The sequence below is a fragment of the Enterovirga rhinocerotis genome, from assembly GCF_004363955.1.
GTDB lineage: Bacteria > Pseudomonadota > Alphaproteobacteria > Rhizobiales > Beijerinckiaceae > Enterovirga > Enterovirga rhinocerotis.
This window is the reverse complement of the sequence record NZ_SNZR01000013.1, coordinates 966,116-982,651: the sequence shown is the minus strand read 5'-3', so window position 1 is coordinate 982,651 and position 16,536 is coordinate 966,116. Positions and strand designations below refer to the sequence as shown.

At 68.7% G+C, this 16,536-nt stretch carries 15 protein-coding genes; 7 read left to right on the top strand and 8 right to left on the bottom strand.

Features of this window, described 5'->3' with window-relative positions; all coding sequences use genetic code 11:
* Nucleotides 1-44 precede the first annotated feature (44 nt).
* The 3 genes from EV668_RS16395 to EV668_RS16385 form a co-directional block, all read right to left on the bottom strand.
* Nucleotides 45-1,286 (bottom strand): MFS transporter, encoded by a 1,242-nt coding sequence (locus EV668_RS16395; protein ID WP_245513232.1) that lies wholly within the window; start codon nt 1,284-1,286, stop codon nt 45-47.
* 31 nt (nt 1,287-1,317) lie between these two features.
* On the bottom strand, nt 1,318-2,199 hold the full coding sequence (locus tag EV668_RS16390) for a PRC-barrel domain-containing protein (protein ID WP_133771867.1): 882 nt from the start codon (nt 2,197-2,199) through the stop codon (nt 1,318-1,320).
* A 165-nt stretch (nt 2,200-2,364) separates the two neighbouring features.
* Complete coding sequence (locus tag EV668_RS16385) at nt 2,365-3,420, bottom strand: 2-oxoacid:ferredoxin oxidoreductase subunit beta (protein ID WP_133771865.1); 1,056 nt, start codon at nt 3,418-3,420, stop codon at nt 2,365-2,367.
* Nucleotides 3,421-3,505: 85 nt separating this feature from the next.
* On the opposite strand from EV668_RS16385, the gene EV668_RS16380 reads away from it, so the two are divergent.
* Nucleotides 3,506-3,742, top strand: coding sequence for a DUF1902 domain-containing protein (locus EV668_RS16380; protein WP_133771863.1), 237 nt, complete (start codon nt 3,506-3,508; stop codon nt 3,740-3,742).
* Nucleotides 3,743-3,940 (top strand): type II toxin-antitoxin system HicA family toxin, encoded by a 198-nt coding sequence (locus tag EV668_RS16375; RefSeq protein ID WP_133771861.1) that lies wholly within the window; start codon nt 3,743-3,745, stop codon nt 3,938-3,940. It begins immediately after the preceding gene.
* A gap of 5 nt (nt 3,941-3,945) precedes the next feature.
* Here EV668_RS16375 and EV668_RS16370 read toward each other — a convergent pair whose 3' ends face one another.
* The 4 genes from EV668_RS16370 to EV668_RS16355 form a co-directional block, all read right to left on the bottom strand.
* A complete protein-coding gene (locus EV668_RS16370) occupies nt 3,946-5,748 on the bottom strand; it encodes a 2-oxoacid:acceptor oxidoreductase subunit alpha (protein ID WP_245513231.1) in 1,803 nt (600 codons plus the stop codon).
* Nucleotides 5,749-5,837: 89 nt separating this feature from the next.
* Nucleotides 5,838-7,634 (bottom strand): FAD-dependent oxidoreductase, encoded by a 1,797-nt coding sequence (locus tag EV668_RS16365; protein WP_133772108.1) that lies wholly within the window; start codon nt 7,632-7,634, stop codon nt 5,838-5,840.
* A gap of 201 nt (nt 7,635-7,835) precedes the next feature.
* Nucleotides 7,836-10,034 carry an amylo-alpha-1,6-glucosidase gene (locus EV668_RS16360; RefSeq protein WP_133771857.1) on the bottom strand — a complete coding sequence of 733 codons (2,199 nt, stop codon included), beginning with the start codon at nt 10,032-10,034 and terminating at the stop codon, nt 7,836-7,838.
* Nucleotides 10,035-10,140: 106 nt separating this feature from the next.
* On the bottom strand, nt 10,141-11,199 hold the full coding sequence (locus EV668_RS16355) for a glycosyltransferase family 4 protein (RefSeq protein ID WP_133771855.1): 1,059 nt from the start codon (nt 11,197-11,199) through the stop codon (nt 10,141-10,143).
* Between the two features lie 213 nt (nt 11,200-11,412).
* Here EV668_RS16355 and EV668_RS16350 point away from each other — a divergent pair, with 213 nt between their 5' ends.
* From EV668_RS16350 to EV668_RS16330, 5 genes are all read left to right on the top strand, one after another.
* Nucleotides 11,413-11,973, top strand: coding sequence for a sigma-70 family RNA polymerase sigma factor (locus tag EV668_RS16350; RefSeq protein ID WP_133771853.1), 561 nt, complete (start codon nt 11,413-11,415; stop codon nt 11,971-11,973).
* 70 nt (nt 11,974-12,043) lie between these two features.
* Nucleotides 12,044-12,751, top strand: coding sequence for a hypothetical protein (locus tag EV668_RS16345; RefSeq protein WP_133771852.1), 708 nt, complete (start codon nt 12,044-12,046; stop codon nt 12,749-12,751).
* Nucleotides 12,752-12,818: 67 nt separating this feature from the next.
* Nucleotides 12,819-13,328 carry an OsmC family protein gene (locus EV668_RS16340; protein ID WP_133771851.1) on the top strand — a complete coding sequence of 170 codons (510 nt, stop codon included), beginning with the start codon at nt 12,819-12,821 and terminating at the stop codon, nt 13,326-13,328.
* Between the two features lie 67 nt (nt 13,329-13,395).
* Nucleotides 13,396-14,070 carry a DUF2625 family protein gene (locus EV668_RS16335; protein ID WP_133771850.1) on the top strand — a complete coding sequence of 225 codons (675 nt, stop codon included), beginning with the start codon at nt 13,396-13,398 and terminating at the stop codon, nt 14,068-14,070.
* Nucleotides 14,071-14,082: 12 nt separating this feature from the next.
* Entirely contained in the window at nt 14,083-14,817 is a 735-nt protein-coding gene (locus EV668_RS16330) for a haloacid dehalogenase type II (RefSeq protein WP_133771849.1), read from the top strand.
* 18 nt (nt 14,818-14,835) lie between these two features.
* Here the strand turns inward: EV668_RS16330 and EV668_RS16325 are convergent, their stop codons facing one another.
* Nucleotides 14,836-16,449, bottom strand: coding sequence for a GMC family oxidoreductase (locus EV668_RS16325; protein WP_133771848.1), 1,614 nt, complete (start codon nt 16,447-16,449; stop codon nt 14,836-14,838).
* Nucleotides 16,450-16,536: the final 87 nt, after the last annotated feature.

The following is a 16,536-nucleotide window of genomic DNA, read 5'->3' as shown; positions in this document are numbered from 1 at the left end:
GTTCTATGCAACCGGTCTGCCGCTGAACTCGACCTGAATGACCGTTATTGCCCAGCCTTTCGGCGTTCGAGGCGCGGCCGCGTTTCCGGCATCGCGACGAGCACGACGAGGAAGGCGAGGATCGCCACCGAACCGAGGCCGATGAACGCGTTGGCGCTGCCGAGACGGTCGGCCAGGAAGCCGCCGAGCAGGGTGCTGATGGCAGAGCCGAGCCCCATCCCGATGCCGACGATGCTCTGGCCGAGCGCGAAATGGCCCGTCTTCCGCGTCGCATCGGCGACGATCACGGAGACGAGAACGCCGATGATGGCCGCCGAGACGCCGTCGAGAGTCTGGATCAGAACGAGCCAATACTCGTCGTGGATGAAGGCGAAGCCGAAGGCCCGGATCGGCAGCACCGAGAACGCGAGAAGAAGGAGCGGCTTCCGGCCCCAGCTCTGCGCCTTCGCGCCGACGACGGGCGACAGCACCGTGACCAGGACCTGGGGAGCGATGATGCAGGCCGCGATGAAGAGGGTCGGCGAGTCCTCCGAGCGGAGCGTCAGGGCGCTGCCGATCAGGGGCAGAAGGGCCGCGTTGCCGACGAAGTACAGCGTCATGCAGATGAACAGGGTGTAGAGCGGCTTGCTGGTGACGAGCGGCCACAGGGCCTCCCATCCAGACGCTTCGCTGTCTTCGCCCCGGCTCACATGGGGGTCGATCTCGTGGCTGGCGATCCCGCGCAGGGCGAACAGGGCGGGGACGGCGAGAGCAGCCGTCACGACGAAGACGGCCTGGTTCGAGACCCAGTAGCCGATCCCCCCCATGACCGCCGCCGCGATCGCGTTGCCGGCGGAGGCGAAGCTCGCATTGCGGCCGAAGCGCCGCGCGACGCCGTCATGGCCGACGAGGCCGAGGCTCGTCGCCGCCAGGGCCGGGGTCAGGGTGGCGCTCGCGGCCGCATGAAGCACCCAGCCCAGCAGGATGACGAGGAAGGTGGTGCTCATCACGAGCATCAGGGCGCTGAGCCCCACCAATGCGACCGACCAGGCCGCGATCGCCTTCTTGGCCGTGGTCGCATCGACCATCGCGCCGCCGGGCAATTGCAGCACCAGAGAGGCGACGCCGCCGATCGTCAGAAGCAGGCCGATATCGGTCTGGGTCCAGCTTTCGGACGTCAGATAGACGGCGACGAACGGGCCGAACCCCGCCTGCAGGTTCGCCACGAAGAAGGCGAACCAGTCGAGGCTGCGCTGGCTTCGGCGGGATGCGGTCGGCCTCGCCGCTCCGGTCTCGAATTCGATCACAGGGTCTCGGGGGCGTCCGGGACGGGAGACGCTACTGCCCGGGTTTCGGCGCCGCCTGGTCGGGCGATGCCGGCGAAGCCTGCGGCTGGGGGGCCGGCGCCGAAGCCGGCGCGGAGGCGGCCGGCGGTGCCGCGGGGCTCGGCGGGGCGGCTTCCGGAGCGGGTGCAGCCGGTGTCGCGGGCTGCGCCGGGGCCGTGCCGTCTCCCGGCGCCGAAGCGGGTGCGGACGGGGCTGCGGGTGCGGCGGGCGGGGTTCCGGCAGGAGGCGTGGCGGCAGGCGGCGTCGGCGAGGCTGCAACCGGAGCCGGCGTCTGCCCGATCTGCGGCCCGAGCACGACGACGGGCTCGCCGGGCTTGTATTCGGGCGACATCCTGACCTGGGCGCGGTTCAGCCCCAATGTCACGCTCCAGGTGCGGCCCTGCCGGGAATATTGCAGGAGACGCCAGTCCACCGCGATCTTGCGGCTGCCGACCCCGAGGAACCCGCCAAAATCGATGATCGCGGCGCGCGGCTTGCTCCGGGCGTTGACGATGATGTCGACGATGCGGCCCAACTCCTCGCCGGTGGTGCTCTTGACGGTCTTCCCGATGATGCCTTCGGATTCCTCCGGGCTGATGACGATGGCCGGCGTGCCCTGCTCGGCCGGCGGCGGCTGGGGCTGGGGCTGCTGCTGGGGCGGCGGTGCCGGGGGCGCGGCCGGTGACGGCGGCTGGTTGGCGGATTGCGTCGGCGCCGGAGCCGACGGCGCGGGCGTGGCGGTCGGTTGCGGCTGAGCCGGGGCGGCGGGCGCAGTCTGCTCCTGGGCCGGCGGCGCCACCGGCGCGGGCGCCGCCGGAGCCTGGGCGGCCACGGCCGTCGACAGCAGGGAGAGGCCGAGACACGCGGGAGGGATCAGCGAAAGCCGGAAGACCATGACACCATCCTCGATCCGCAGCCGCCAAAACGCAATCGCCTAGGCCGCGGATCACCGCACCGCATTATAACGAACGAGGTCTGCCCCATAGCGCCAAAACCTTGGCATTGCGTTCCCGATCGAGAGCGCGGGCTGCATCGCTCCCCGCGCGGGCCGCATAGCTCGTCAGCGAAGCGCCGCGTTCACCCTCTCGAGAGCCGCGCTGCCGGGACAGAGTTCGGCGTCGCCCATCGCATTGAGCGGTGTCGCCGCCATGTCCAGGCGCTGATGGAGGTCCTCGGCCTCGGGCTGGACGTAGAGGAGGCCGGTCACGATCTCGCCGGCCGCCTGCCGCTCCTGGAGATAGGTCTGCGCGGCAAGCTTGTCGGTCGGGTCGTAATCCGCGGCGAGCTTGCGCAGCTTCAGGATCGAGCCGTCATGCTGCTCGACGAGTTCGACCGAACCCGCCGCCTGGTCGAGCATGATCGGCGCCCTCCCGATGATCACGTCGAGGTAGTTCACCGCCTCGTTGTGCTCGCGCACATAGTCGAAGCTCTTGGTCGAGGCGGCGTGGTTGTTGAAGGTCACGCAGGGGCTGATCACGTCGATGAAGGCGGCGCCCTTGTGCTCGATCGCAGCCTTGATGAGCGGCACGAGTTGCGTCTTGTCGCCGGAGAAGGAACGACCGACGAAGGTCGCGCCGAGCATGATGGCCATGCCGGCGAGGTCGATCGCGGAATCCTGGTTCTTCACGCCCTTTTTCGAAGGCGAACCCTTGTCGGCGGTTGCCGAGAACTGGCCCTTGGTCAGTCCGTACACGCCGTTATTCTCGACGATGTAGGTCATGTTCACGCCACGCCGGATCGAATGCGCGAACTGGCCGAAGCCGATCGACGCCGTATCCCCGTCGCCCGAGACGCCGAGATAGACGAGGTCGCGATTGGCGAGGCTCGCCCCGGTCAGGACCGAGGGCATGCGGCCATGGACGCTGTTGAACCCGTGGCTGGCCCCGAGGAAATAGGTCGGCGTCTTCGACGAGCAGCCGATCCCCGACAGCTTCGCCACCCGGTGGGGCGGCAGCGAGAGCTCAAAACAGGCCTGGATGATGGCGCTGGAGATCGAATCGTGCCCGCATCCGGCGCACAGCGTCGAGACCGCCCCTTCGTAATCGCGATGGGTGAGGCCGAGCTCGTTCTTCGGCAGTTGCGGATGGTGCAGCCTGGGCTTGGCGATGTAGGTCATGCGTCACCTGTCATCCCGTGTGGCGCGGATGTGCTATGGTCGACCGGCCGGGCCTGATCGAAGGCTTCGACACGACGAGCGCCGCATGACCAAACCACTCATCTTCACGGTGACGGCAGCCTGGGACCCTGAGGCGAAGGTCTGGGCGGGTCATTGCGACGACATCCCGGCCGCCGCTTCGGCGCCGTCCCTCGATGGGCTGTGGGACGCGATCTCGGCGATGGCCCTCGACCTCCTGCCCGACAACCATCCCGGCGTCGATCCGGCCTCGGTCTACGTCCAGATCACGGCTTTGCGGGAAGCCGAACCCGTCGCGGCTTAGATGGCGCCGCAATTCGACCGCGCCCTCCGTGACCATCTGCGCGCGGCCGGCTGTTCGCTCGTTCGCCAGGGCAAGGGCAGCCACGAAATCCGGCACAGCCCGCTGACGCGCCAGAGCTTTGCCGTCCCAGTCGGAATCCCGAGTCGGCACACGGCGAACGCCATCCTTCGCCAGGCCGGCCTGCCGAAAGCGTTCTGAGGCGTTCACTCCGCCGCCTCCCGCGCCGCGCCTCCGACCGCATCGACATGCCGGGCGATGGCATCCACGATGAAGCGGGCGGTGATGGGCGTGCCGTCGTAATGCAGGATCGGGATCAGCCGGGCCGGGTCGATCACGCATTCGTTGACGATGAGCGTGCGCAGTTGCGCGTCGCGGTTCTGCTCGATCACGAAGACCTGGTCGTGGGCAAGGATGAAGTCGATCACCGCGTCGCTGAACGGGAATGCCCGGATACGCAGCGTGTCGAGATCGATGCCGCGCTCGTCGAGCACGCCGAGCGCCTCGCGCATGGCGGCCGATGTCGAGCCGAAATAGATCGCGCCGATCCGCGTCGGGCTCGGTGCGTCGAGGCGCAGCGGAGCCGGCACGATTCCCTTCGCCGTCTCGAACTTCCGCAGCAGCCGCTGCATGTTGTCGACATAGGCCCCGCCCTCCTCGGTGTAGCGGGCGTAGCGGTCGCGCGAGGTGCCGCGGGTGAAGAAGGAGCCGCGGGTCGGGTGCGTGCCGGGATAGGTCCGGTAGGCGATGCCGTCATGGTCGACATCGAGATAGCGCCCGAAATCGCGGCCGCTCTCGAGTTCGGCCGTGGTCAGGACCTTGCCCCGGTCCATGCGGCGGGCATCATCCCATTCCAGCGGCTCGCAGAGCCATTCGTTCATGCCGATATCGAGATCGAGCAGCACGAAGACGGGCGTCTGCAGCCGGTCGGCGAGGTCGAGCGCGTCCGCCGCCATGGTGAAGCATTCACGCGGATCCTCGGGGAAGAGGAGGATGTGCTTCGTGTCGCCGTGCGAGGCATAGGCGCAGACGAGGATGTCCGATTGCTGGGTGCGGGTCGGCATGCCCGTCGAGGGGCCGCCGCGCTGGACGTCGAACAGGACCGCCGGCACCTCCGCGAAATAGGCGAGGCCGATGAATTCCTGCATCAGCGAGATGCCGGGCCCCGAGGTCGCGGTGAAGGCGCGCGCGCCGTTCCAGGCCGCGCCGATCACCATGCCGATCGAGGCGAGCTCGTCCTCGGCCTGGACGATGGCGAAGCGGTGCTCCCCCGTCTCCTTGTCGACGCGGAAGCGGTGGCAATGCTTGGTGAAGGCCTCGGCCAGCGAGGTCGAGGGCGTGATCGGATACCAGGCCGCGACCGTCGCCCCGCCATAGACGCAGCCGAGCCCGGCCGCATCGTTCCCCTCGATGAAGATGCGGTCGCCGACCATGTCGGAGCGCTCGACCTTGAGGCCGATCTCCGGCAGATGCGCCTCGGCATAGGCCCGGCCCATCTCCAGCGCCTCGTAATTCGGCGGGATCAGCTTGTCCTTGCCGCGGAACTGCTCGGCGATCAGTTGCTGGAGCACCTCGGTCTCGATGCCGAGCAATCGCCCGAGCGCCCCGACATAGATGATGTTCTTGAAGAGCTGGCGCTGGCGCGGATCCTTGTAGGCGCTGTTGGTGAGCTCCGTCAGCGGCATGCCGACGACGTTGATGTCCGGGCGGAACTTCGAGGCCGGCATCGGCCGCGTCGAGTCGTAGAAGAGGTAGCCACCGGGCTCTATCGAGGCGACGTCCCGGTCCCAGGTCTGCGGGTTCATCGCAACCATGAAGTCGACGCCGCCGCGCCGCCCGAGATGGCCGTGGCCTGAGACGCGGACCTCGTACCAGGTCGGCAGGCCCTGGATGTTCGAGGGGAAGATGTTCCGCGAGGCGATCGGCACGCCCATGCGCAGGATCGAGCGGGCGAAGAGGCGATTGGCGCTGGCCGAGCCCGAGCCGTTCACGTTTGCGAACTGAACCACGAAGTCGTTCGTGGCGGAGAGGCGCCTCGGATCCGTGGATGCGGGCACGGGCGGACGGGAATTCGGACGCGGGGAATCCGCCGGCTCGCTCAGGCCCTCGCGCATCCGACCCTCCCCGCCGCATGCGACATCTCGAGCAGGAATTTCTGCATGTCCCAGGCTCCCGTCGGGCAGCGCTCGGCACAGAGCCCGCAATGGAGGCAGACGTCCTCGTCCTTCACCATCACCCGTGTCGTCTTGAGGGGGCTCGAGACGTAGAGCGCCTGGTCGCGGTTCTGAGACGGAGCGTTGAGGCGGGAGCGGAGGTCCTCCTCCGTCCCGTTCGTCGTGAAGGTGATGCAGTCGGTCGGGCAGATATCGGTGCAGGCATCGCATTCGATGCACAGGCTGGTCGTGAAGACGGTCTGCACGTCGCAATTCAGGCAGCGCTGCGTCTCGGCATAGGCGAGCTTCTGGTCGAAGCCGAGCTCGACCTCGATCTTCACGTCCCGGAGGGCGATGGAGGCCTCCTCCAGCGGCACGACGCGACGGCTCGCGAGCGAGATGTCGTTGTCGTAGCTCCACTCGTGGATGCCCATCTTCTGGCTGGCGAGGTTGACCTGCGGCGGCGGCCGCTCGGCGAGGCTCGCCCCCTGGCAGAAAAGGTCGATCGAGATCGCCGCCTCGTGGCCATGCGCCACGGCCCAGATGATGTTCTTCGGACCGAAGGCGGAATCGCCGCCGAAGAAGACGTTCGGCAGGCTCGACTGGAACGTCGACTTGTCGACCACGGGCATGCCCCAGCGGTCGAAGTCGAGGCCGAGATCGCGCTCGATCCAGGGGAAGGCGTTCTCCTGGCCGACCGCGACGAGGACGTCGTCGCAGGCGATGGTCTCGTCCGGCTCGCCGGTGGGCACGAGCCGGCGGCGCCCGTCGGCGTCGCGCTCGGCGCGGACCTTCTCGAACACCATCCCGGTCAGGCGGCCGTGCTCGTGCAGGAAGGCCTTCGGCACCCGGTAGTCGAGGATCGGGATGCCCTCGTGCATCGCATCCTCCTTCTCCCAGGGCGAGGCCTTCATCTCGTCGAAGCCGGAGCGGACGACGACCGTCACCTCATCGCCGCCGAGGCGCCGCGCGGTCCGGCAGCAATCCATCGCCGTGTTGCCGCCGCCGAGGACGATCACGCGGCGGCCGATCGTCTCGACATGCTCGAAGGAGACGTTGGCCAGCCACTGGATGCCGATATGGATGTTCGCCGCCGCCTCCTTGCGGCCGGGCAGGTCGAGGTCGCGCCCGCGCGGCGCGCCCGTGCCGACGAAGATCGCGTCGTAGCCGTCCGAAAGGAGCGAGGTCAGGCTGTCGATCCGCTGGCCGTAGCGCGTCTCGATCCCGCCCATCCCGACGATGTAGCCGACCTCCTCGTCGATCACGCTCGCAGGCAGGCGGAAGCGCGGGATCTGGCTGCGGATCATGCCGCCGCCGCGCGCCTCGCCGTCGAAGATCGTGATGTCGTAGCCGAGGGGCGCGAGGTCCCGCGCCACCGTCAGGGAGGCGGGCCCTGCCCCCACCAGCGCGACGCGCTTGCCGTTGCGCGCCTCCGGCGCCTTCGGCAGGTCTCCCGAGATGTCGGCCTTGTTGTCGGCGGCCACCCGTTTCAGGCGGCAGATCGCGACCGGCTCGTCCTCGACGCGCCCGCGTCGGCAGGCCGGCTCGCAGGGTCGGTCGCAGGTGCGGCCGAGGATCCCCGGAAAGACGTTCGAGGTCCAGTTGACGAGATAGGCCTCGGTATAGCGGCCCGCCGCGATCAGCCGGATATATTCCGGCACGGGCGTATGGGCCGGGCAGGCCCATTGGCAATCGACGACCTTGTGGAAGTAGTCAGGGTTGCGCGTATCGGTGGCCGGCATGCCGGCGACGACCTGCTTTACGGCCGCCCGGTCGAGACCCGGGACGCCGCTCTCTCGAACTACCATCTATCCGCCTCTCCGGGCGCATTTCAGCGTTTCCGGAGAGAAGTTTGGAACAAGAGCAAACAAAAAGAAAGCTCTTTCGGCCTCGGCGAAGCGTCATCCCTTCGTCCGAGGCTCGCCGCGACGTGGGACGCCGCGCTACCGCTCCTGCACGATCCCGACCTCGCCCTGGCGCGACAGGATGCTGAGCGTCACGTCCTCGCCCTCCCCCCGGCGAAAGGCCAGGTCGGTCTCGGCGTCCCCGAGCCGGAGGCCGCGCAGGACCATGCCGTCGAGGGAGGCGGGCAGATAGGGCGTCGAGAAGCGGATCTCGTTCTCCGCATGGCGCAGGCCAAGCCCGAGGCAGGCCTCGATGAGGCCGTAGGGGGCGGCGGCGGCCCAGGCCTGAGGCGAGCAGGCGACCGGATAGGCCGTCGGCCCCCGGTGCGGGCGGCGGATGAAGCCGCAATAGAGTTCGGGCAGGCGCCGCAGATCCTGGTAGGTCGCCGCTTCGAACAGGGCGTCGAGCACCCGCGCCGCCTCGCGCTTCAGCCCGTAGCGGGCGAAGCCGAGCCCGATCAGGGCGTTGTCGTGCGGCCAGACCGAGCCGTTGTGGTAGGACATCGGGTTGTAGCGGGGCTCGCCCTGGGCGATCGTCCGGATGCCCCAGCCGCTGAACCCCTCGGGGCTCATCAGCGCACCCGCGACGCTCGCGGCGCGGGCGGGGTCGGCGATCCCGGTGAAGAGGGCGTGGCCGGCATTGGAGGAGCGGACGCGGCAGGGCCGTTTCGCACCGTCCAGCGCCAGCGCGTAGGTACCGATCTCCTCGCACCAGAAGGCCTCGTCGAACCGCGCCTTCAGCGCCTCCGCCTGGGCTTCGAGTTGCTCTCCCTTCGCGGAATGGCCGAGCATCGAGGCCATGCGGGCGGCGGCGTGCTTGGCGGCATAGACGTAGCCCTGCACCTCGCAGAGCGCGATCGGCCCCTCGGCGAGGCGCCCGTCGGCGTGGAAGATGGAATCCTGGCTGTCCTTCCAGCCCTGGTTCGCGAGACCGCTCGGCGTCTCGCGGAAATACTCGACGAAGCCGTCGCCGTCCCGGTCGCCGTAGGTGTCGCACCAGGTCAGCGCGGCCTCGATATTCGGCCAGATCGCCTCGATGGTCTCGCGGTCGCCGGTGCGGTCGACATACATCCCCGCCAGCATGACGAAGAGCGGCGTCGCGTCGACGGTGCCGTAATAGCGCCGGAACGGGACCTCGCCGAGGACGGCCATCTCCCCGCAGCGGCGCTCGTGCAGGATCTTGCCGGGCTGGGCATCCGCGTCCGGATCGACGCTGGTCGCCTGGTTGGCGGCGAGGTAGCGCAGGACGCCCTTCGCGATGGAGGGGTCGAGCCAGAGCATCAGCATCGCGGTGATGATGCCGTCGCGGCCGAAGACCGTGCTGAACCAGGGCACGCCGGCATAGGGATAGGGACCCTCCGGCGTCTGGCTGACCAGCATCGAGAGGTCGGACAGCGAGCGCGACAGCATCTCATCGAAGAGGCTGTTCGTGCTGTCGATCGCGGTCGCGCCGCGTCGGGTCGCACGCAGTGCCTGACGGGCCCCGCGATAGGCGGCGAGGAAGGGCGGGCGCTCGCGTCGCTCGCCTTCGTCGCAGGTCACGCGGACGAAGAGCGAGGTGCGCTCCCCGGGCGCGAGCCGGATGGTGAACTCGCCGAGATTCGTCTCGAGGCGGCTCGGCACCGGCTCGAAGCGCAGGCGGGTCCGCCGGACGATGGAATCGAGGCCGGTATAGACGAATTCCGTGGTCTGATCGTCGAGCACGCTCGCCGTGCGGGTGCCGCGCTTCTCGCGCTGCGCGCCGCGCACCTCGAAGAGATCGCGGAAATCAGCGTCGAACCGCACCGAGACCCGGAAAGTGCGAGGCCGGTCGTCGAAGCTGCGCAGCCCGATCCGCTCGTAGCAGACGCCGTCCCACAGGACCTTCGTCCGGTCGATCGAGATGATGTCGCGCGGGAAGACGGTCGTGTCACCGACGACGACGTCCGGATTGGCGAGATCGACCGTGAGCGCGGCGTTGTCGTTCTGGATGACGGAACCGAGGAGGAGCGGCCTGCGCCCCTCGATCCTCATCTCGAAGAGCGAGAGATAGCGCGTGTCGCGCATGAACAGCCCCTCGGGCGTCTCGCCGAAGGTGCCGACATCCCCGTAGGTATCGAGGACGGCGAAGGTATCGCCCTGTTTGAGGGTGCGCAGCACCCGCTCGACGAGCGAGGTCTGCGCTTCGATATAGTGCTCCGGCAGCTCGGCTGCCGGCGCCTGATCGAGGTCGGATTTCGGGATCGAGCTGTCGTTCATCGGCGGTTCGCAGGCTCCCCGGTTGCCCGGCCGAACGCCGTCCCAGATGCCGCCCGCGAGGGCCGGGCAGCGCCGGATGATCCGCCGGCGCCCCGGAGCCGCAACGCTACTCGGCAGCTACGAGCTGAGGCGGTCGCGCGCCCGAATCGATGACCTTCTTATAAGCCGCGAGGTAGTTGCTGGCCATCCGCTCGGCCGTGAAGCGCGATTCGAAATAGTCCCGCACCTTGCGCCGGTCGAAGCCGCGCACCCTCTCGACGCCTGCGACCGCCGCATCCATCGATTCGACGATCACGCCCCCGACGCCGTCGGCGATCACCTCGGGCACCGAGCCGTTCTTCCAGGCGACAACGGGCGTTCCAGCCGACATCGCCTCGATCATGACGAGGCCGAAGGGCTCGCGCCAATCGATGGGGAACAGCAGAGCCATGGCGTTGCCGAGGAAGCCGACCTTCTGGCGCTCGTCGATCTCGCCGATGAACTCGATCAGCGGATGGTCGAGCAGCGGCTCGATCACCTCGTCGTAATATTCCTGGTCCGCCTTATCGACCTTGGCGGCGATCTTCAGCCGGACGCCGGCGCGCTTCGCGATCTCGATCGCGCGGTCGGGACGCTTCTCGGGCGAGATGCGGCCGAGGAAGGCGAGATAGTCGCCGCCCTTGGCATTGTAGGGCGCCACGTCCGACGGCAGGCCGTGATAGACGGTATCCACCCAATTCACGCCCGGCACCATCGGCTCGCGCTGGCTGTCGGAGATCGAGACCAGCGGCATCTGGGGGTATTCCTCGAAGACCGGATAATAGTCCGGCAGGTCGAGGCGACCGTGCAGCGTGGTCACGAGCTTGTGGCTCAGATCCTGGAACATCGGATATTGCAGCACGTCGATGTGGCAATGGATGATGTCGAACTGGTCGGCGATCTTCCTCACCCGGTCGAGCATGACGAGGTTGTGGGCGGTATGGTCGCGCACGCCGAGAAGGCGCAGCCCCTTCTCGCAGCCGGGAACCAGCGTCGCCCCGGTCTCGGAATCGCCGCTCGCGAAAAGGGTGACGTCGTGGCCCTGCCGGACGAGTTCCTCGGTGAGCCAGGATACGACCCGCTCGGTCCCGCCATACAGCTTGGGCGGCACAGCCTCTGCAAGCGGGGAAATCTGCGCGATCCGCATCGGTCTCCAACTCCCAAACAAGGAATGCCGGCCTCCATGGCGTGCGGCGGCTGAACCGTCCCTGAAGACAGGCACGTTTTCGGCGTGTCCCGAGACCGGCCGACACCCGCCGCGCCGCCCACGGAGGAGGCCGGCGACGAGCCCTCCGCGCTTGCCTTTTCGCCGAAGCTCCCGCCTATGCCTCGGGACGTTCGAGCGTGGAGACCGGCGGGGATGGACCCAGCTTCCGATGCTGCGCTGATCCGGCGCATCGCGGCGCGGGACCAGACCGCGATGCAGGTTCTGTACGGTCGCCATCACGTCCGCGTGTATCGCTTCCTGCTGCGGATCCTGCGCAACGAGGCGGCGGCCGAGGATCTCGTGAGCGACGTCTTCGTCGACGTGTGGCAGCAGGCCTCCCGCTTCGAGGAGCGCGCCGCCGTCACGACCTGGCTGCTCTCCATCGCGCGGTTCAAGGCGCTGTCCGCGCTCCGGCGCCGACGCGAGGACGCGCTCGACGACGACAAGGCGGCCGGGATCGAGGACGATGCCGACACCCCAGAGGTGACGGCCCAGAAATCCTCGAAGGCCGACGCGATGCAGCGCTGCATCGCGAAGCTCTCGCGCGACCATGCCGAAGTGATCCAGCTCGTCTATTATCACGAGCAGAGCGTCGAGGAGGCTGCGGCCGTGCTCGGCATCCCCGAAGCGACCGTGAAGACGCGGATGTTCTATGCTCGCAAGCGCCTCTCCGAATTGCTGAAGGCGGCCGGCCTCGATCGGGGCTGGCCATGAACCGAAACGGCATGAACCGAAGCGCACCGCCGAACGACAGACCGGTAGCCCCTCCGAGACGGGAACCGACATGACCACCGAGACGCCTGCGGGCGACGACATCGAGCTTCTGCTGCCCTGGTACGCCGCCGGCACGGCGACGCCGGACGAAGCCGCGCGCGTCGAGGCGGCCCTGTCGCGCGATCCGGCTCTCGCCGAGAAGCTCGCCCTGACGCGCGAGGAGATGGGCGAGGCGGTCGCCTTCGCCGACGCGATGCCCGCCCCGAGCCCGCGCGCCCGCGACCGCGTCTTCGACCGCATCGCGGCGATGGAGGAGGCTCGCCCGCCCGGGCTCGCCGGTCTCGGCCGCGCGGTATCGGGCCGGGTCCGCGACAGCGGGTTCCTCGACCGGCTGGCAGGTCTGCTCGGCGGCTTCACGCCGCGCTCCCTCGCCCTCGCCGGCACCGCCGCGGCGCTCGTCATCGCGCTCCAGGCGGGCATCATCGGTACGATGATCACGTCGGGACCCGGGACGTACGGCACGGCCTCGGGTCCGAGCGAGGCGCGGATCGAAGACGGCACCTACGCCCTCGTCTCCTTCACCCCGCAGGCCACGATGAGCCGCATCCAGGCGGTCCTCGGCGAGATGGGCGCCAGCATCGCGGACGGCCCCCGCGCGGGCGGTCTCTACCGGGTGCGCATCGCCGCCAAGCGGGTCTCCGGCGAAGAGCGCGACCGGCTGATCGCGAAGCTGCGCGAGGCGAAGGACGTGGTCGCCATGGCGGCACCGTCGCAATAGGTCTGCGGTCGCGTCTGGACCTTCCGGCGCAAGCGCCCGATAAGCGCTCGGCATCGAGGAGGACGGAATGGACGCGGCGGCGCTGAGAGCCATGCAGGCACCGATCAAGGACCGTTACCGGCAGGAGCCGGACGCGGCCGTGATCACCCTCAAGGCATCGGGCGAGATCGACGACGCCTCGATCGCCTGCAAGGTCGAGACCGGCAAGGCGCTCGCGATCGCGGGCCTCCATCCCGCGACGGGCGGATCGGGCGCCGAACTCTGCTCGGGCGACATGCTGCTCGAAGCGCTCGTCGCCTGCGCCGGCGTCACGCTCAAGGCGGTTGCGACGGCGCTCGGCATCGAGCTCCGCAAGGGCATCGTCAAGGCGGAAGGCGATCTCGATTTCCGCGGCACGCTCGGGGTCGACAAGGGCGCGCCGGTCGGCTTCCGGACGATCCGCCTCGCCTTCGAGGTCGAGACGGATGCGCCGCAGGAGCAGATCGACCAACTCCTGAAGCTGACCGAGCGCTACTGCGTGGTCTTCCAGACGATCAACACCAAGCCCCAGCTCGACGTCACGATGGCGCGCGCATGAGGTGGGGCCTTGGTGCCTCGGCGGCCGCTGCGGCACCTCGTCGGCACCATCTGGTCGTGACGAGCCGTTGAGATCCCTCGACGATCTCGTCGATCGCGAGGATCCGGCGCTGCCGCTCCTGCTCGACTGGTGCCGCGCCGAGGGAGCCAACGCGAACCTTATCCTGCCGCCCGATCCCGCGGCCCGCGACGCCCATCTCGTCCGGCTCCAGGTGAGCACCCGGTCGATGCTCGGAAGCCTCGTCCACGAGACGGGCGGCCTTGTGGTCGGCGGCGGCCTGCTCCGCCTCCTTGGATCGGGACGTCCGGACGAAGCCCGCTCGCTCGTCGATTGGAACGAGGAAGCCGGGGCATTCCGCAGCGGAGATTCCGGTGGCTTCCTGCTGATCGCCGACGATGTCGTCGGCGGCTTCTTCGCCGTCAACGGCGGAGCGTTCGGCCCGGCGAGATTGGGCGAGGTCCACTACCTGCCGCCCGACGGACTCGACTGGGATACGCTCGGGCTCGGCCATACCGCCTTCGTTCAATGGTGCCTCGCCGGCGACCTCGACGACATCTACGACGACGATCGCCTGTTGCCGGAGCCGTCGGCCTCCTATCCCGGTTTCGACGAGGCGCTGTCGTTCTACCCGTTTCTCTGGAGCCGCGAAGGCCGAGAGGGATCGCCCTCGCGGCGGGTGGTCCCGGTCGCGGAACTCTGGCACCTGAAGCGAGGCTTGGCGGGCGGAAGCCCGGCCGGATAGCGAGACGACACCATGCGCATCAGCGATTTCAAGGTCCTCACCTTCGACTGCTACGGCACGCTCATCGATTGGGAGAGCGGCATGGTGGCGGCGCTGAGGCCGCTGACGGATCGGGTCGAGCCGGCGCTGACGCGCAACCAGATCCTCGAAGCCCATGCCTTCCACGAGAGCGACCAACAGCTCCAGACGCCGGCGCGGCCCTATCGCGACCTCCTCGCCATCGTCTTCAAGCGCCTCGCCGAGCAATGGGGCGTCCCCGTCACCCACGAGGAATGCGTCGCCTATGGACGCTCGGTCGGCGACTGGCCGGCCTTTCCGGACAGCGTCGAGGCGCTCCGCTATCTCAAGCAGCACTACAAGCTCGTCATCCTGTCCAACGTCGACAACGAGAGCTTTTCTCTCAGCAACAGGCGCCTCGGGGTCGATTTCGATGCGATCGTGACGGCCGAGGATGTGGGCGCCTACAAGCCGAGCCTCAGGAATTTCGAGGCCATGCTCGGGAGGCTCGCCCACGGCCTGGGCGGCACGCCCGTCGCGAAGACGGACATCCTGCACACGGCCGAGAGCCTGTTCCACGACCACAAGCCGGCCAATGCGGTGGGCCTCACCTCATGCTGGATCTGGCGCCGCCATGCCGACGAGGGGTTCGGCGCGACGATGAACCCCGGCGATCTGCCGCGCACCGATTTCCGCTTCACCAGCATGGCCGAGATGGCCGAGACGCACCGGCGGGAAGTCGCGGGCTGAGGCGGCCTCGCCTGCCGCTCAGCCCCGCGCATCCTCCAGGATCATCGCGGCCCCCTTCTCGGCGATCATGATCGTCGGGGAATTGGTGTTGCCGGAGATGATGCGCGGCATGGCGGAGGCGTCGATGACCCGAAGGCCCCGGATGCCGTGGACGCGCAGCCGCTCGTCGAGCACCGCGCGCGGATCGCTCGTCCGGCCCATCGCGGCCGTGCCGACGGGATGGAAGATCGGGCTCGAGATCTGCCCCGCCATGCGCAGCATGTCCTCGTCGGTCGCGATGGCGGGTCCGGGCAGGTACTCCTCCGGCCGGTAGGGTGCGAGCGGCTTCTGGGCGACGATCCGGCGCGTGATGTTGAGCGAGTCGATCGCGACGCGCTTGTCCTCGTCGGTGTCGAGATAGTTCGGGTTGATGTCCGGCTGCACGGCCGGATCGGCGGAGGCGAGATGGACGCCGCCGCGGCTCGACGGGCGCAGATTCGCGACGCTCGCGGTGAAGGCGCCGAAACGGTGCAGCCCGTCGCCCCACTTGTCGAGCGACAGCGGCTGGAAATGGTACTGGATGTTCGCGGTCGCGTAGTCGGGCGACGAGCGCGTGAAGGCGCCGACCTGGCTCGGCGCCATGGTCAGGGCGCCCTTGCGGAAGAGGCCGTACTCGATCCCCATCCAGGCCCGGCGCATGAGGTTGTAGTAGTCGGTGTTGAGGGAGCGCACGCCGCTCACCTTGAAGACGGGCCGGATCTGCAGGTGGTCCTGGAGGTTCTCGCCGACGCCCGGCAAGTGATGGACGCTCGCGACCCCGTGCTGCGCGAGCCGCTCCGCATCGCCGATCCCCGAGCGTTCGAGGATCACGGGCGAGCTCACCGCGCCGGCCGAGATGACGATCTCCCCCGACGCCGCGGCGCGGCAGCGCCGGCCACCCTGGACGAACTCGACCGCGACCGCGCGCCCGTCGACGATCTCGACCCTGTCGACCATGATCCCGGTCTCGAGCCGCAGGTTCGGGCGCTTCAAGGCAGGTTTCAGGAAGGCGCCCGCCGCGCTCACGCGACGGCCGCGGCGCTGGTTCACCTGGAAGTAGGACGAGCCCTCGTTGTCGCCCGTGTTGAAGTCGGGGATCTTCGGGATGCCGGCTGCCTCGGCCGCGTCGCGGATCGCGTCGAGCAGCGCCCAGCGGACGCGCGGATGCTCGACCCGCCACTCGCCGCCCGAGGCGTGGAACCCGTTCGGCGGCGCGATATGGTCCTCGTGCCGCTTGAAGAAGGGCAGGACGTCGTCCCAGCCCCAGCCGTTCAGCCCGAGCTGGCGCCAGCCGTCGTAATCGGCCGCCTGCCCGCGCATGTAGACCATGGCGTTGATCGAGGAGCAGCCGCCGATCACCTTGCCGCGCGGATAGGGGATGGCGCGGTCGCCGAGGCCGGGGATCTTCGTCGTCGTGTACATCCAGTCGGCGCGTGGATTGCCGATGGCGAAGAGGTAGCCGACGGGGATGTGGAACCAGATCCAGTTGTCGCGCCCGCCCGCCTCGAGGATCAGGACCTTCGTCTTGGGATCGGCGGAGAGGCGGTTCGCGAGCACGCAACCGGCCGAGCCCGCCCCCACGATGACGTAGTCGTAGGTCCCGAAATCCTCCATGACGCGCTCCTTCCGATCGTTCCGTCAGGCCTTAGATCATTTTCGGGGACGGGGAAGCCGGGTCCCCGAGGAAATGCCGACCGATGC

Bases quoted from the DNA above. Each gene is read 5' to 3' on its own strand.
- EV668_RS16340 (WP_133771851.1), top strand. From the start codon at position 12,819: ATGGACGCGGCGGCGCTGAGAGCCATGCAGGCACCGATCAAGGACCGT.
- EV668_RS16330 (WP_133771849.1), top strand. From the start codon at position 14,083: ATGCGCATCAGCGATTTCAAGGTCCTCACCTTCGACTGCTACGGCACG.
- EV668_RS16375 (WP_133771861.1), top strand. From the start codon at position 3,743: ATGGCGCCGCAATTCGACCGCGCCCTCCGTGACCATCTGCGCGCGGCC.
- EV668_RS16390 (WP_133771867.1), bottom strand. From the start codon at position 2,199: ATGGTCTTCCGGCTTTCGCTGATCCCTCCCGCGTGTCTCGGCCTCTCC.
- EV668_RS16350 (WP_133771853.1), top strand. From the start codon at position 11,413: ATGGACCCAGCTTCCGATGCTGCGCTGATCCGGCGCATCGCGGCGCGG.
- EV668_RS16360 (WP_133771857.1), bottom strand. From the start codon at position 10,034: ATGAACGACAGCTCGATCCCGAAATCCGACCTCGATCAGGCGCCGGCA.
- EV668_RS16345 (WP_133771852.1), top strand. From the start codon at position 12,044: ATGACCACCGAGACGCCTGCGGGCGACGACATCGAGCTTCTGCTGCCC.
- EV668_RS16380 (WP_133771863.1), top strand. From the start codon at position 3,506: ATGACCAAACCACTCATCTTCACGGTGACGGCAGCCTGGGACCCTGAG.
- EV668_RS16355 (WP_133771855.1), bottom strand. From the start codon at position 11,199: ATGCGGATCGCGCAGATTTCCCCGCTTGCAGAGGCTGTGCCGCCCAAG.
- EV668_RS16325 (WP_133771848.1), bottom strand. From the start codon at position 16,449: ATGGAGGATTTCGGGACCTACGACTACGTCATCGTGGGGGCGGGCTCG.
- EV668_RS16385 (WP_133771865.1), bottom strand. From the start codon at position 3,420: ATGACCTACATCGCCAAGCCCAGGCTGCACCATCCGCAACTGCCGAAG.
- EV668_RS16365 (WP_133772108.1), bottom strand. From the start codon at position 7,634: ATGCCGGCCACCGATACGCGCAACCCTGACTACTTCCACAAGGTCGTC.